Below are 14,778 nucleotides of genomic sequence, written 5' to 3'. Positions count from 1 at the left end.
TGCTGGACCGTTGACGCGCGATGGTCGATTGTCGCATCAAGGTCGAAGCAGGCAGGCACAAAGGCCTGCCGCCCGGGAGGACCCGCCGACATGGCCGAACCGCAGCGCGCACGACCGAAACCGACGCCGGAGACCCAGCATTTCTGGGACGGCACGAAAGCGGGCGAACTGCGCCTGCAGCGCTGCGACGCCTGCGCGCATGTCTACTTCCCGCCGCGCCCGTTCTGCCCGTCCTGCGCCACGCGCAAGGTCAGCATCTTCAAGGCGAGCGGCAAGGGTTTCCTCTACAGCTACGTGATCAACCACCGTCCTGCCGCGCCCGGCTTCACGCCGCCTTATGCGATCGCCGTAGTGGAGCTTGCCGAGGGGCCGCGGATGATGAGCAACATCATTGACTGCCCGCAGACCCCGGAAGCGCTCGAACTCGACATGAAGCTCGAGGTCGCCTTCCAGGAGCTCGACGACAAGATCACCCTTCCCGTCTTCCGTCCGGCGAAGGGGTAAGCCATGCGTAGCAACCAGGTTGCCGTCGTCGGCGCGGCCGAGACCACCGAGCTCGGAATCGTCCCCAACGCCTCGCAGCTCCAGCTTCACGCGGACGCCGCGCTCAACGCCATCGCCGATGCCGGGCTAAAACTCTCCGACATCGACGGCTTTGCCACAGCGGTCGAAACGCCGCAGCAGGTCTGCCACTATCTCGGCATTAGGCCTACCTGGGTGGACGGCACCTCGGTCGGCGGCTGCTCCTTCATGCTGCATGTTCGTCATGCCGCCGCGGCGATCGAGGCCGGCCTGTGCAAGACCGTGCTGATTACCCATGCCGAGAGCGGCAAATCGATGATCGGCAAGCTGCCGCGCTCGACGCCGGCGGACAGCCTCAACGGGCAGTTCGAGGCCCCCTATGGCGTCTACGGCCCGCCCAGCATGTTCCCGATCCCCGTGCTGCGCTTCATGAAGACCTATGGCATCACCCACGAGCAGCTTGCCGCGGTCGCGGTGGTGCAGCGGGAATGGGCGGCGAAAAATCCGCGGGCGATGATGAAGGACCCGATCACGGTCGCCGATGTCCTCAATTCGCGCATGATCGCCTATCCGTTCCGCCTGCTGCAATGCTGCCTCGTCACCGACGGCGGCGGCGCCCTGATCCTGACCTCGGCCGACCGCGCCAGGGATTTCCCGCGCAAGCCCGTCTACATCATGGGCACCGGCGAGAGCGTGGAAACGCCGATGGTCAGCCAGATGGAGACGTTTAATTCCTCGCGCGCGTTCAAGACCGCGGGTCCCCTCGCGTTCAAGGAAGCCGGCATCGCGCACAAGGACGTCGATCATCTCATGATCTATGATGCGTTCGCGCATCTGCCGCTGTTCGGCCTCGGCGATCTCGGCTTCATGCCGCATGAGGAAACGGGGAAGTTCATCGCCGACGGCAACACGCGGCCCGGGGCCAAGCTACCGCTCAACACCAATGGCGGCGGTCTCTCCTACATGCACTCGGGCATGTACGGCATGTACGCGCTCCAGGAGAGCGTGCGCCAGATGCGCGGCATCGCGCCGGCGCAGGTGCCGAACGCGAAGATTTCGGTGTGCCATGGCGTCGGCGGCATGTTCGCGGCATCGGGCACGATCGTGTTTACGAACGAGAGGTAACGCACCGTCATTCCGGGGCGCGCGCAGCGCGAACCCGGAATCTCGAGATTCCGGGTCTGGTGCTTCGCACCATCCCGGAATGACGGGCATAACAGGAGGCACCCACATGACAAAATCACTGCAAGACAAGGTCATCATCGTCACCGGCGCAGGCCGCGGCATCGGGCGGGAGATCGCGCTGCTCTGCGCGGCGGAAGGCGCCAAGGTCGTCGTCAACGATCCCGGTGTCGCTGCCGACGGTGCCGGCTCGAGCGCTTCTCCCGCCGAGGAAGTCGTCGAGGAGATCAAGAAGCGCGGCGGCGCGGCGGTTGCCAATTTCGAGTCGGTGGCGGAAGCGATTCCCGCCAGCAAGATCGTGAAGACCGCGACCGATCATTTCGGCCGGCTCGACGGCGTCGTCAACAATGCCGGCATTTTGCGCGACATGATCTTCCACAAGATGAGCGTGGAGGCGTTCGAGGCCGTCATCAAGGTGCATTTGATGGGCTCGTTCTACGTCAGCCACGCCGCGGCGCGGATTTTCCGTGAGCAGGAGAGCGGCTCCTTCGTGCACTTCACCTCCACCTCGGGCCTGATCGGCAACTTTGGCCAGGCCAACTACGCCGCCGCCAAGCTCGGCATCGTCGGCCTGTCGAAGTCGATCGCGCTCGACATGGGCCGCTTCAACGTCCGCTCCAACTGCGTCTCGCCGTTCGCCTGGACCCGCATGATCGGCACCATCCCGACCGAGACCGAAGCCGAGAAGGCACGCGTCGAGAAGATCAAGCAGATGGGTCCGGAGAAGATCGCGCCGGTCTGCGCCTATCTGCTGTCCGATGCCGCCAAGGACGTCAGCGGGCAGATCTTCGGCGCGCGCATGAACGAGCTGTTCCTGTTCAGCCAGAACCGCCCGCTGCGCTCGGTGCATCGCAGCGAAGGCTGGACGCCGCAATCGATCGCGGAACACGGCATGCCGGCGCTGAAGGGCTCGTTCTACAAGCTCGACCGCTCCGCCGACATCTTCCCCTGGGATCCCGTGTAAGGATCCGTCCAGCCGCATTTCCGGCATCCCTGCCCTGCGATCTCTGGTTGTCTCGATCAGAGATCGCCCCGGTTTACGCCCGATTGCAGGCGGATGCTGTCCTCCCAACAAAACTTTGGGAGGAAACCATGACAAGAATACTGACCAACTCCGACGATACGACTGCAAGCGAGCGTGGCGGTCTCGGCCGCCGCACTCTTCTCAAGGGCGCGGCCACGGTGGCCGCAACCGCCCTGCTCGCCTCGCGCGCTGACGCCCGCGAGTTCGGCGCCAATGCCGAGCCGCAGCGCTATCCCGACCCTGACATCATTGCCATCGACCCCAAGCGCTTCAAGGCCAAGGTCGGCAACACCGCGATCAAGCGGCTCTATACCGGCTGCCTGTGGGCGGAGGGACCGGCGTGGAATGCGCAGGGCCAATATCTCGTCTGGAGCGATATCCCGGCCAACCGGCAGCTGCGCTATCTCGACGACGACGGGCACATCTCCGAGCAGTTCCACAAGCCGTCGAACGAGGCCAACGGCAACTCGTTCGACACTGAGGGCCGCCAGATCAGCGCCGAGCGCACCCGCCTCGTCCGCTACGAGCATGACGGTTCGGTGACGACGCTGGCCGAGCAGGCTGGCGGCAAGCCGCTCAACGGCCCCAACGACATGGTCGTGCACCCCAACGACAAGGCGATCTGGTTCACCGATCCCGGTTATGGCGCGATCAGCATCTACGAGGGCAAGCTTGCCAATACCGGCTCGTTGCAGCCGTATCAGAAGGAAGCGGTCTATCGTCTCGACACGCAGACCGGACAGGTTGCGAAGGTCGCCGACGAGCCGTTCAAGCCGAACGGCATCGCATTCTCTCACGACTACAAGAAGCTCTATGTCTGCGACACCGGCATCACGCATTATCCGCAGGCGGAGAACGTGGTGTGGTCCTACGACATCGACGGGTCGAAGCTGTCGAACCCGAAGCGGCTGATCGACATGAAGCTCGACGGCAAGTCAGGCTTCCCCGACGGCCTGCGGGTCGACACCGAGGGCAACATCTGGGTCGGCGCCGGCTGGGTCGGTCCGGGCTATGACGGCGTGCAGGTGTTCGCACCGAACGACGGCGCGCGCATCGGACAGATCCTGCTGCCCGAGACCTGTGCCAATGTCTGCTTCGGCGGCAGGAAGAGGAACCGCCTGTTCATGACCGCGAGCCAGTCGCTCTATGCGGTCTATGTGGAGACACAGGGGGCGCATTTCTGTTGATGTGTGCGCCGTCATTCCGGGGCGGCTCGCAGAGCCGAAATCTCGAGGTTCCGGGTTCGCCCTTCGGGCGCCCCGGAACGACGGCTGAGGTTAGCCCGTATTCCTCAGCCCCGCAGAGATACCGTTGATGGTGAGCTGAATCCCGCGCAGCACCTGTTCGTCCGGGTTCTGCGCGCGGTGCTCCCTCAGCAGCTCGACCTGCACGTGGTTGAGCGGGTCGAGATAGGGGAAGCGGTGGCGCACGGAGCGTTCGAGCAGCGGGTTGCCTTGCAGCAGCCGGTCCTGGCCCATGATGTCCAGCAGCGTCTCGATGCAGGAATGCCATTCGCGGCGGATGCGGCCGAAGATTTTTTCGCGCAACGCCTCATCCGGTACGAGCTCGGCATAACGCGAGGCGATCGCGATCGAGCTTTTGGCGAGCACCATGTCCATGTTCGACAAGAGCATGCGGAAGAACGGCCATTCCTTGTAGAGCTCTTTGAGGAACGGCATGCCCTTGTCGGGATGCTCGGCGATCCATTGCTCGACCGCGGTGCCAAAGCCGTACCAGCCCGGCAGCATCAGGCGGCATTGCGCCCAGGAGAACACCCAGGGAATGGCGCGAAGGTCTTCGATCGCGCGGGTCTTCTTGCGCGAGGCCGGGCGGCTGCCGATGTTGAGCGTCGCGATCTCGTTGATGACGGTCGAGGCCCAGAAGTAATCGACGAAACCGTCGGTCTCGTAGACGAGGCCGCGATAAGCCCTAAAGGCGAGACTTGAGAGTTCGTCCATTGCAGTGAGGTATTCGCGGCGCGGCGCGCTCTGGCGCGGATGCAGCAGGCTCGCCTCCAGCGTCGCGGCGGCCAGGATCTCCAGATTGTTGCGGCCGACTTCGGCGTTGGAATATTTCGACGAGATGATCTCGCCCTGCTCGGTGATGCGGATCTGGCCGTTCACCGCGCCGCCGGGCTGCGCGATGATCGCGTCGTAGCTCGGCCCGCCGCCGCGGCCGACCGAGCCGCCGCGGCCGTGGAACAGGCGCAGGCGCACGTGATGGCGCTCGAACACGTCGACGAGGTTGATCTCGGCCTTGTAGAGCTCCCAGCCCGAGGTGACGAAGCCGCCATCCTTGTTGCTGTCGGAATAGCCGAGCATGACCTCCTGCACGCTGCCGCGGCTGTCGACCAGGCGGCGGTAATCGTGCAGCGACAGCATGCGGTCCATGATGGCGCTGGAGGCCTGCAGATCCTCGATGGTCTCGAACAGCGGCACGATGTTGATCGCGCTGCGCCCGGAGGGATGGACGAGGCCCACCTCCTTGAGCAGCACGGCGACCTCGAGCATGTCCGACATGCCCTTGCACATCGAGATGATGCATTGGGGGATCGCGTCCGAGCCGAACTTCGCATGCGCCTCCGCGGCGGCGTGGAAGACGTTGAGCTCGCCCATGGTCTCGTCGCTGTACTTGACGAACGGGGACACCAGCGCGCGCGTGCTGCGGAGTTCGTTGGTGAGCAGCGAGATGCGCGCGTCCTCGCCGAGCGCGAGATAGGACATGCCGGGGTTGGCGGCGTCCATCAGCTCGGCGATGGTCCGCTCGTGCACCGCCGAGTTCTGGCGGATGTCGAGCCGCGCCAGATGGAAGCCGAAGCAGTCCACCGCGCGGCGCAACAGCCGCAGCCGGCCGCGGGCGATGACGCGGGCGTTGTTGGAGATCAGCGAGCGGTGCAGCACGTCGAGATCGGCTTGCAACTCCTTGACGCTCTCGTACGGCCTGCCCTTGCCGACCGGCCGGCGCGTGATCTCGACCTCGAGCGCTTCAGCCGTCGCCGTCAGGCGCGCATAGATGCCGGAGACCGCGAGGCGATACGGCTCGCCGCTCCGGTGCGGCGAGGTATCCGGCGAGCGCTCCGCCAGCGTGCGCAGCTCCTCGGAGACGTCGGCGAGATGGGCCGCGATCGACAGCTCGGAGCCGAGCACGTGCAGCTCGTTCAGATAGAACTGCATCACCCGGCTCGACTGCAGCCGCAGCGTGCCGCGCATGACGTCGGCGGTGACGAAGGGATTGCCGTCGCGATCGCCGCCGATCCAGCTGCCCATGCGCAGGAACGAGGCGAGCTCGCTGGCCGCCTGGTCGCCGTCCTCCTCCAGCCGGTCTTCCAGCACGTTGACCAGCCGCGGCACCTCGCGCAGGAACGTGTAGTCGTAGAAGGACAGGCCGTTGGCGACCTCGTCGAGCACGGTGAGCTTGGTCCGGCGAAGCAGATTGGTCTGCCACAGCGTCAGCACCTCGCGGCGGAGCTGCTCGTCGCTGGCGGCGGCTTCGTCCTCGGTCAACGCGACGCGCTCGCGGCGGTCGAGCAGGCTAGCGACCTCCATCTCGCGGTCCATGGTGCTCTTGCGGCGGACCTCGGTCGGGTGCGCGGTCAGCACCGGGCTGACGAGCGCGGTCTTGAAGAAGTTGCGCAGGGCGTCAGGGCCGATGCCCGCGGCCTTGGCATGGGCCAGCGTGTCCGCCAGCACGCCGGAGCCGCCGATCTTGGCCGCGGTGCGGGCGCGCATCTGGCGGATGTTGTTCTGGTCCTCGGCGATGTTGGCGAGGTGGGAGAAATAGCTGAAGGCGCGGACGATCCGCACCGTCTCGGAGGTCGACATGCTGTCGAGGATCTGCTCGAGCTCGCGTCGGGCGAGCCGGTCCTCGTCGCGGTGGAACCGGATCGAGGTCTGGCGGATGCGCTCGACCAGGTCGAACAAGTCGGCGCCCTCCTGGTCGCGCACCGTGTCGCCCAGGATGCGTCCGAGCAGGCGAATGTCGTCCCGCAGCCGGGCGTCCGCCTCCAGCGCCTGGACGTCCTCCGGGCGATTGGGGCGAGAATCTGCGGCGTCGGATGGTAATGTCTGGAGGGACATGGCTCGCTCCCCTGGTTCGAGCTCGCTTGACTGCCCGGTTCAGCCGAGTGTGCAAGTTTTTTGCCGCAGCGCAAGGTGAAGTTGGGGGCGGCGCACACTTGGGGTGTTACTTGGGACCGGGACTGCCGCTAGGCCGGCACGATCACCTTGCCGATCGGCCAGAGCGCGATGCCGGCGAGCTTCAGATGGGCCCAGGCGAAGGGGATGCCGATGATGGTGATCGCCAGGACCAGAGCGGTCACGAGGTGGCCGAGCGCCAGCCACCAGCCGGCCAGCACGAACCAGATGATATTGCCGATCACGCCCAGCGGGCCGGTGCCGATATCCTCGACACCCGTGACCTCGTAGCGGCTGACCGCTTTCGAGCCGAACGGCAGCAGCGTGTAGACGGCGATGTTGAACGCCGCCCGCGCCCAGGGCAGGCCAATGATGGTGACGGCCATGATGATGGCGGCGACCAGCCAGCCGAACGCCATCCAGGCGCCGCCGATGAGGATCCAGAGCAGGTTGAGCAGGATGGAAACAGGGGCCATGGGATTATCCGGAGGTCGGTGATCCCTCTTTATAGCACGCCTTCCGCGGTCATAGTCCACGACGCCGGCCGCGTTCGGCACGCAACGACGTGCCGACGAATCCAACATCCTCGATCCCGCGCGAAATCTCCTTCGAACAGAGCCAAAGCGTCACCGCAGCGGCGCCAATCGCGGCCAGCCCCGAAATGAGAACAGGATTGGGGCAGAATATGACGAGAAGATTATCGAGCGGAACGGAGCCAGTTGGCCAGCGCGGGCTGCAAGTCGATGCCAGAGCCCCACCGGAAAGCATCACGGCCGCAGCGTTCGCTCCGGCCAGAACCGTCACGACGATCGCGAGGCCCTTCTTCATGGAGAGGATGAGATCAACCATCTTCACCACGGCACAACACGCGGCCACGACGACGAGGGCGGGGCCCCATCCGGCGCCCCCGGCGGCGATCACCTGAGCCTGGCCGCTCCAGGCCCACAGTGCGGCAACGCAGGCAAGCAGGGTAAGATTGACCTTTACCGCTTCCGGAAACTTGCACCGAAGCACATGGATATTCGCCTTCTCGATGAGGTCCAGCAATGCGCAGGCGATCAAGCCAGCTGCAAAACCACCAAGATGGACACCCCAGTCAATCCGTGAATTGCCGAACGCAAACGCGATGTTCAATCCGATGTTGATCGCGAAGAAATCGAACCCGACATCGAGCTTGCCGAGAATCCACAGGCAAAGCAGCGCGCCCAGAATGCCCGATGTGGCGCCGGACGCGCCGACCGTCAAATAGGGCGTGGAATGAATGCCATTGCCGATGACGGCGCCGAACACCATCGCGCAGAGGTAGATGATGAGGAAATAGGCCGGTCCCACCCGCCGCTCGAGATGCCCGCCCCACAGCACCAGACACAACATGTTCATCGTGAGGTGGACGAAATTGACGTGCAGGAAGCCATAAGCGAGCAGTCGCCAATACTCATGCCGCGCGATTGCGGTCGTGTACATGCCCCCGTAGCGATACAGCAACTCCGCCGGCGCCGACGGACCGCCCGCCTGGATGAAGCAAAACCCCGACGTGAGGACCGTCACCGTCATCAGCGCGTAGACGGCCGCATGAGGGACTTCGAAGAAGCTGGCGCGGAATGAGGGCATAGGTGATCGCAAGCGGCTGGAGCGGGACCGCCAATCTAGCCGAGCCGATCCATAATTGCCACTCTTGCGTGTGCCAGCCGACCTGGCCTACCGCCCCTCGAACTTCGGCTCGCGCTTCTCCATGAAGGCCTTCATGCCCTCGGCCATGTCCTGGGTTTTGAACAATGGCAGGAGTTGGAGATAGACGTGGTGGACGTGGTCGGAGAAGTTCTCGTTGAGGCCCATCCGCATCATGCGCTTGGAGGCTTGCACCGCGAGCGGCGCGTTGGCGGCGATTTCGCAGGCAATCGCAGTGGCGCGGCTCATCAAGTCGGCGTCCGGCACGACCTCGTTGGCAAGGCCCCAGTCCAGGCACTCGCGTGCGCTCAGCGTGCGGCCGGTGAAAATCAGCTCGGAGGCCTTGGCCCAACCGAGCATGCGTGGCAGCAGCCAGGTGCCGCCGGATTCCGGCACCACGCCGCGCTTGACGAAGGCTGCGGCGAGTTTTGCGGATTCCGCCATGATGCGGATGTCGCAGCCGAGCGCGGTGTCCATGCCGTAGCCGGCGGCGCCGCCGTTGACGGCACAGATGGTCGGCTTGTCCATCGCTTGCAAGACCGTCGGCGGTGTGTTGCGCAGGTTGATCGTGGTCGGCGAGGACGCCGCGCTGAGGCCATTGCCGTCGCGCTCCTTGCGCAGGTCGAGGCCCGCGCAGAACGCCCGCCCCTTGCCGGTGAGGATCACGACGCGGACGTTCTTGTCCTCATTGGCCTCGGTCAAGAGCCGCGCCAGATCGTTCAGCATCGGCCCGGAGATCGTGTTCATGCGCTCCGGCGCATTCAGCGTGATGGTCGCGATGTGATCGGCGACTGTATAGAGGACTTCCTTGGTGGCGTCACTCATGACGAATGTTTCCCTGTCGTTTCCCTCGTAGGGTGGGCAAAGGCGCGCTTGCGCCGTGCCCACCATCAGCACCTCGATCGTCATGGTGGGCACGCTTCGCTTTGCCCACCCTACGGGTTCTCGTCGAGTTGTCAGATCTTTCGCCCCGCCTGCTCCCAATAGGGATCGCGCAGGCGGCGCTTGAATATCTTGCCGGAGTCTTCGCGCGGCAGCCCGCTGCGGATCTCGATGTGCTTGGGCACCTTGTAGTCGGCGAGCGAGGTCTTCAGCCGCGCGCGGACATCGGCGGCATCGAGCGTGATGCCGGCTTGCGGCTCGACCACCGCCATCAATGCCTCGCCGAATTCGGCGTCGGGGATACCGAACACCGCGCAATCATGCACGCCGGGCACGGCGTGCAGCACGGACTCGATCTCGGCCGGATAGATGTTGACGCCGCCCGAGATCACCATGTCGCGCTTGCGATCGCAGATGAAGACGTAGCCGTCTTCGTCGATGTAGCCGACGTCGCCGGAGGTGATGAAGCCGTCGCGGTCGATCTCGGCGCGCTTCTCCGGCTTGTTGTGATAGGTGAAGTCGGCCATCTCCGCCATGCGGGAATAGATCTCGCCGATCTCGCCCACGCCGAGCACGCGGCCGTCCTCACCGAGGAAGCGCAGCTCGGCGCCGGGAGAAATCTTGCCGACGGTGCCGGGCTTTTTGAGCGCATCTTCGGAGGTCGCAAACGTGACGGCGCTGGATTCGGTCGAGCCGTAGAATTCGTAGATCACCGGCCCCCACCAGTCGATCATGGCGCGCTTGACGTCGGCCGGGCAAGGCGCTGCCGCGTGGATGATATGGCGCAGCGAGGAAACGTCGTACTTCCTGCGCACCGCCTCGGGCAGCTTCATCAGTCGGATGAACATGGTCGGCACCATGAAGACGGTGTCGATCCTGTAGCGTTCGATCAGCTCCAAAAACTCTTCCGCCTCGAAGCGCGGCATCAGCACCAGCGCGCCGCCGAGTTTTCCCGCGCGGATGCCGAACGAGTTCGGCGCGGAATGATAGAGCGGGCCCGGCAGGATCGCGCGGGCGCCGGGCTTCAGACCATAGATCATCGCGCGCATGCGCTCGCCGGCGGCCTGCTGCTCCGGCGTCGGCGCATTGCGCCGCACGCCCTTGGGATGGCCGGTCGTGCCTGACGTATAGATCATGCTCATCGGCTGCGGCACGATTGGACCGTCATAAGGCTGATGCTGCGCGAGCCAGGATTCGAAATCGATCGCGAAGGCCGGCGTTGCCAGATGATCCGGATCGATCTTGTAGTTGGACAGGATCTCGGGCGGCGTCGGCACGCTGAGCACGGCGACGCCCGATGGAATCGCATCGCGCAGCGCGTGCAGCATGTCGGCATGCCCGATCAGCACGGACGTGCCGGTGTCGTTGAGGATGTAGTTGATCTCTTCCGGCTTGAAGTGCCAGTTGATCGGCACGCCATAGGCACCCAGCCGCATCGCGGCGTAGGCGGCCTCCAGGAAGGCGATGTCGTTGCGCATCAGCATGCAGACGCAATCGCCCGGGCGGACGCCGATCTTGCTGAGGCCGTTCGCGATGCGGTCGGCGCGATTGGCGACCTCGGCGTGGGAACGGCGGCGGTCGCCGGAGACGATGCCGAGGAATTGGGACGTTTCGCTCATTGTTGTTTTTCTTTGTTGTGGTTAGTGGCCGTCATTCCGGGGCGATGCGCAGCATCGAACCCGGAATCTCGAGGTTCCCCGGTGCGCAATTGCGCACCTGAGGTCTGGTCCTTCGGACCATCCCGGAACGACAGAGAACTAATCCGCAAACTTCGGCGCGCGCTTTTCCAGATTGGCACGGACCGCCTCGGTCTGGTTCGCACTACCGATCAGCTTCTGCTGCTCGACGGACTCGGCCAGCAGCGCCGGGCCCGGATCGACCGAGAGATTGTTGAGCAGGCGCTTGGCGGCGCGGATCGCATCGGGGCTCTTGCCGGCGATCTCGCGCGCCACTTCCAGCGCGACCGCCCGCGGATCGTCGCAGATCCGCGTGGCAAGGCCGTAAGCCATCGCCTCCTGCGCGGAGAAGATGCGCCCCGTATAGGTGAGATCGCGCAGGATGTCGTCGCGCACGAGACTGGCCAGGATCGGCGTGCCCGCCATATCAGGCACGAGGCCCCATTTGATCTCCATCACCGACATCCGCGCATCGGGGGAGAGGAAGCGCATGTCGGCACCGAGCGAGAGCTGGAAGCCGCCACCGAAGGCAACGCCATGCACGGCCGCGATTACGGGAACAGCAAGCTGGCGCCATCCCCATACCGCCTGTTGCGGAAAGTTCGCCTGGCCATGCGTGCGCTTGGTGAGATCGCGATTTTCGCCACCCGGAATTCCGTTGCCGCCCTTTTCCTTCATGGCGGCAAAACGCCCCATGTCGAGACCGGCGCAGAAAGCGCGGCCCTCGCCGGAGAGCACGACGACGCGCACGCCTTTTTCCTTCGAAAGCCGTTCGGTGGCGGCAACCAGCGCCTCGAACATGGCCTGATCGAGCGCGTTCATCTTGTCCGCGCGCACCAGGCGCACGTCGGCGACGCCTTCCGAGATCGAGATCGAGACGCGCTCTTCCATGGATGAATTCTCCCCTGTTCTTGTTCAGTGCCGCTTTACAGGAAGCCGGCGGCCGGATTTAGTCAATCGATCAATTAACCGACAATCCCTACGGGGGAAACACCCATGTTCAAGGAAAATCTTCTGGCCGGCCGGCGCATCCTCGTGACCGGCGGCGGCACCGGGCTCGGCAAGTCGATGGCGGCGCGCTTCCTCCAGCTTGGAGCCGAAGTGCACATCTGCGGCCGACGCAAGATCGTGTGCGACGAGACCGCGACCGAATTGATGGATCTTCATGGCGGACGCGTCACCAGCCACGGCGTCGACATCCGCAACGCGCTCGCGGTCGAGGAGATGATCGAAAACATCTTTCGCGAAGCGCCCCTCACCGATCTCATCAACAACGCCGCCGGCAATTTCATCTCGCGCACCGAAGAGCTGTCGCCGCGCGGCTTCGACGCCGTCGCCAACATCGTCATGCACGGCACGTTCTACGTGACGCATGCGGTCGGCAAGCGCTGGATCGCCTTGAAGCAGCCGGGCAACGTCGTCTCGATCACCACGACCTGGGTGCGCAACGGCTCGCCCTATGTGGTTCCGTCGGCGATGAGCAAGTCGGCGATCCACGCCATGACGATGTCGCTTGCGACCGAATGGGGCCGATACGGCATCCGCCTCAACACGATCGCGCCCGGCGAGATCCCGACCGAAGGCATGAGCAAGCGCATCAAGCCGGGCGACGAGGCCGGCGCGCGCACCAAGGCGATGAACCCGATGGGCCGCGTCGGTACCATGGAGGAGTTGCAGAACGTCGCCGTGTTCCTGATCTCCGGCGGCTGCGACTGGATCTCCGGCGAGACCATCGCCATGGACGGCGCCCAGGCGCTCGCGATGGGCGGCAATTTCTACCAGCTCCGCGACTGGAGCGACGACGACTGGAAGACCGCGCGCGAGAGCATCATGGCCCAGAACGAGAAGGACCGGGCGAAGCGGGGGTAGTCGCTCTCTCCGTAGTCGTCCTGGCGAAAGCCAGGACCCACTACCACCGAATGTCGTTTGGCGAAGATTGGTCATGACCGGTCTTCGCCAAATTGCGTTTTACGGCTATGGGTCCTGGCTTTCGCCAGGACGACATCGTTGAGAGAGCCCCTCCTCCATCTTGTCATCACCCGCGGATGACGCCACACTCCGCGGCATAAGAACAAGACGTCACGAGAGGAACATGTCCACACAGCCATTGGCGAATCTCGCCGACATGGTGCGCGAGCGCGCGACGAGTCGCGGCAATGCCACCGCCTACGAGTTCGAGGGCCGCGTCACCAGCTTCGCCGCGTTCGACATCAAGACCAATAGGGTCGCCAACGCGCTGATCTCGATGGGCGTGAAGAAGGGCGAGCGCATCGCCTATCTCGGCAAGAACAGCGACCTCTATTTCGAGCTGCTGATGGGCGCGATGAAGGCTGACGTGGTGATGGCGCCGGTGAACTGGCGGCTCGCGGGGCCCGAGGTCGCCTTCATCGTCGCGGATTGCAGGGCGCCGGTGCTGTTCGTCGGGCCCGAGTTCATCACACTGGTCCGTCAGATCAGGGATCAGATTCCGGGCGTGCGCACGATCATCACGACCGAGGGCGGCGCCCCTGAATGGCAGGATTTTACGGCCTGGCGCGATGCGCAGAGCGGCGACGATCCGAAGGTACCGATCGATACGAAAGACATCGCGATCCAGCTCTACACCTCCGGCACCACGGGCAAGCCGAAGGGCGCGATGCTGAGCCACGCGAACTTCCTCAACCTGGTGCAAACAGGCAATGCCGCGGACAAGCCGGAGTGGAACCGGTGGTCCACTGACGACGTCTCGCTGGTCGCGATGCCGATCTTCCACATTGGCGGCTCGGGCTGGGGCGTGATGGGTCTCTATCACGGCGCCCGCGGCGTGATCGCACGCGAGTTCGATCCGACCAAGGTGCTGGATTTCTTCGAGCAGTCGGGCATCACGAAGCTCTTCATGGTGCCGGCAGCGATGCAGTTCGTGGTGCGGCAGCCGCGCGCGAAGACAGTCGATTTCTCCAGGCTGAAATACATGCTGTACGGCGCCTCGCCGATTCCGGCAGCGCTGCTGAAGGAGTGCATCGAGGTCTTCAAATGCGGCTTCGTGCAGATGTACGGCATGACCGAGACGACAGGCACCATCGTCGCGCTGCCGCCGGAGGATCACGTCGAGGGGCTGGAGCGGATGCGCTCGGCCGGCAAGGCGCTCCCCGGTGTCGAGATCGCCATTCTGGATGCGGACGGCAAGCCGCTGCCGCCGCGCCAGGTTGGCGAGATCGCGACGCGCTCGGGCTCCAACATGGCGGGCTACTGGAATTTGCCGGAGGCGACCGCGTCGACGCTGCGCGGCGACGGCTGGCTGCGTACCGGCGATGCCGGCTACATGGACGAGGACGGCTACCTCTATATCCACGACCGCATCAAGGACATGATCATCTCCGGCGGCGAGAACGTCTATCCGGCCGAGGTCGAGAGCGCGCTGTGCGATCATCCAGATGTCGCCGAGGCCGCCGTGATCGGCGTGCCCGACGATAAATGGGGCGAAGCGGTGAAGGCCGTGGTGGTGATGAAGCCCGGCAAGCAGGCGACCGCCACCGACATCATCAACTTCACCCGCGAGCGCATCGCCGGGTTCAAGACGCCGAAGAGCGTGGAGTTTCTGCCGACGCTGCCGAGGAATCCGTCAGGCAAGATTTTGCGACGGCAATTGAGGGAGCCGTATTGGGCCGGGAAGGATCGGCGGGTGAATTGATCGCGCGATGCCGTAGGGTGG

At 64.6% G+C, this 14,778-nt stretch carries 12 protein-coding genes; 6 read left to right on the top strand and 6 right to left on the bottom strand.

Annotation, left to right across the window (positions count from 1 at the left end):
* Positions 1-90: 90 nt before the first annotated feature.
* The 4 genes from BJA_RS14675 (at position 91) to BJA_RS14660 (ending at position 3,915) form a co-directional block, all read left to right on the top strand.
* Positions 91-504 (top strand): Zn-ribbon domain-containing OB-fold protein, encoded by a 414-nt coding sequence (locus BJA_RS14675; protein WP_038965765.1) that lies wholly within the window; start codon positions 91-93, stop codon positions 502-504.
* A 3-nt stretch (positions 505-507) separates the two neighbouring features.
* A complete protein-coding gene (locus BJA_RS14670) occupies positions 508-1,647 on the top strand; it encodes a thiolase C-terminal domain-containing protein (RefSeq protein WP_011085742.1) in 1,140 nt (379 codons plus the stop codon).
* A 106-nt stretch (positions 1,648-1,753) separates the two neighbouring features.
* Positions 1,754-2,668 carry an SDR family oxidoreductase gene (locus BJA_RS14665; RefSeq protein ID WP_011085741.1) on the top strand — a complete coding sequence of 305 codons (915 nt, stop codon included), beginning with the start codon at positions 1,754-1,756 and terminating at the stop codon, positions 2,666-2,668.
* A 128-nt stretch (positions 2,669-2,796) separates the two neighbouring features.
* The gene (locus tag BJA_RS14660) at positions 2,797-3,915 is read left to right on the top strand and encodes an SMP-30/gluconolactonase/LRE family protein (protein WP_011085740.1); all 1,119 of its coding nucleotides are present in this window, start codon (positions 2,797-2,799) and stop codon (positions 3,913-3,915) included.
* A 90-nt stretch (positions 3,916-4,005) separates the two neighbouring features.
* Here BJA_RS14660 and ppc read toward each other — a convergent pair whose 3' ends face one another.
* From ppc to BJA_RS14630, 6 genes are all read right to left on the bottom strand, one after another.
* On the bottom strand, positions 4,006-6,804 hold the full coding sequence (gene ppc / locus BJA_RS14655) for a phosphoenolpyruvate carboxylase (RefSeq protein WP_011085739.1): 2,799 nt from the start codon (positions 6,802-6,804) through the stop codon (positions 4,006-4,008).
* Positions 6,805-6,932: 128 nt separating this feature from the next.
* Positions 6,933-7,337, bottom strand: a complete 405-nt coding sequence (locus BJA_RS14650) for a YccF domain-containing protein (RefSeq protein ID WP_011085738.1) — start codon at positions 7,335-7,337, stop codon at positions 6,933-6,935.
* A gap of 49 nt (positions 7,338-7,386) precedes the next feature.
* Complete coding sequence (locus tag BJA_RS14645) at positions 7,387-8,472, bottom strand: rhomboid family intramembrane serine protease (protein ID WP_011085737.1); 1,086 nt, start codon at positions 8,470-8,472, stop codon at positions 7,387-7,389.
* 87 nt (positions 8,473-8,559) lie between these two features.
* On the bottom strand, positions 8,560-9,354 hold the full coding sequence (locus BJA_RS14640) for an enoyl-CoA hydratase/isomerase family protein (protein ID WP_038965766.1): 795 nt from the start codon (positions 9,352-9,354) through the stop codon (positions 8,560-8,562).
* Positions 9,355-9,485: 131 nt separating this feature from the next.
* Entirely contained in the window at positions 9,486-11,030 is a 1,545-nt protein-coding gene (locus BJA_RS14635) for an acyl-CoA synthetase (RefSeq protein WP_011085735.1), read from the bottom strand.
* Positions 11,031-11,168: 138 nt separating this feature from the next.
* Positions 11,169-11,978 carry a crotonase/enoyl-CoA hydratase family protein gene (locus BJA_RS14630; protein WP_011085734.1) on the bottom strand — a complete coding sequence of 270 codons (810 nt, stop codon included), beginning with the start codon at positions 11,976-11,978 and terminating at the stop codon, positions 11,169-11,171.
* A gap of 105 nt (positions 11,979-12,083) precedes the next feature.
* Here BJA_RS14630 and BJA_RS14625 point away from each other — a divergent pair, with 105 nt between their 5' ends.
* Together BJA_RS14625 and BJA_RS14620 are read left to right on the top strand one after the other, a co-directional pair.
* The gene (locus BJA_RS14625; RefSeq protein WP_011085733.1) at positions 12,084-12,956 is read left to right on the top strand and encodes an SDR family oxidoreductase; all 873 of its coding nucleotides are present in this window, start codon (positions 12,084-12,086) and stop codon (positions 12,954-12,956) included.
* Positions 12,957-13,179: 223 nt separating this feature from the next.
* Entirely contained in the window at positions 13,180-14,757 is a 1,578-nt protein-coding gene (locus BJA_RS14620) for a fatty acid--CoA ligase (protein ID WP_011085732.1), read from the top strand.
* Positions 14,758-14,778: the final 21 nt, after the last annotated feature.

The sequence above is a fragment of the Bradyrhizobium diazoefficiens USDA 110 genome (assembly GCF_000011365.1).
In the GTDB taxonomy this organism is placed as follows: domain Bacteria; phylum Pseudomonadota; class Alphaproteobacteria; order Rhizobiales; family Xanthobacteraceae; genus Bradyrhizobium; species Bradyrhizobium diazoefficiens.
Note: the sequence above shows the minus strand (reverse complement) of the source record. Positions and strands in the feature narration are given on the sequence as shown.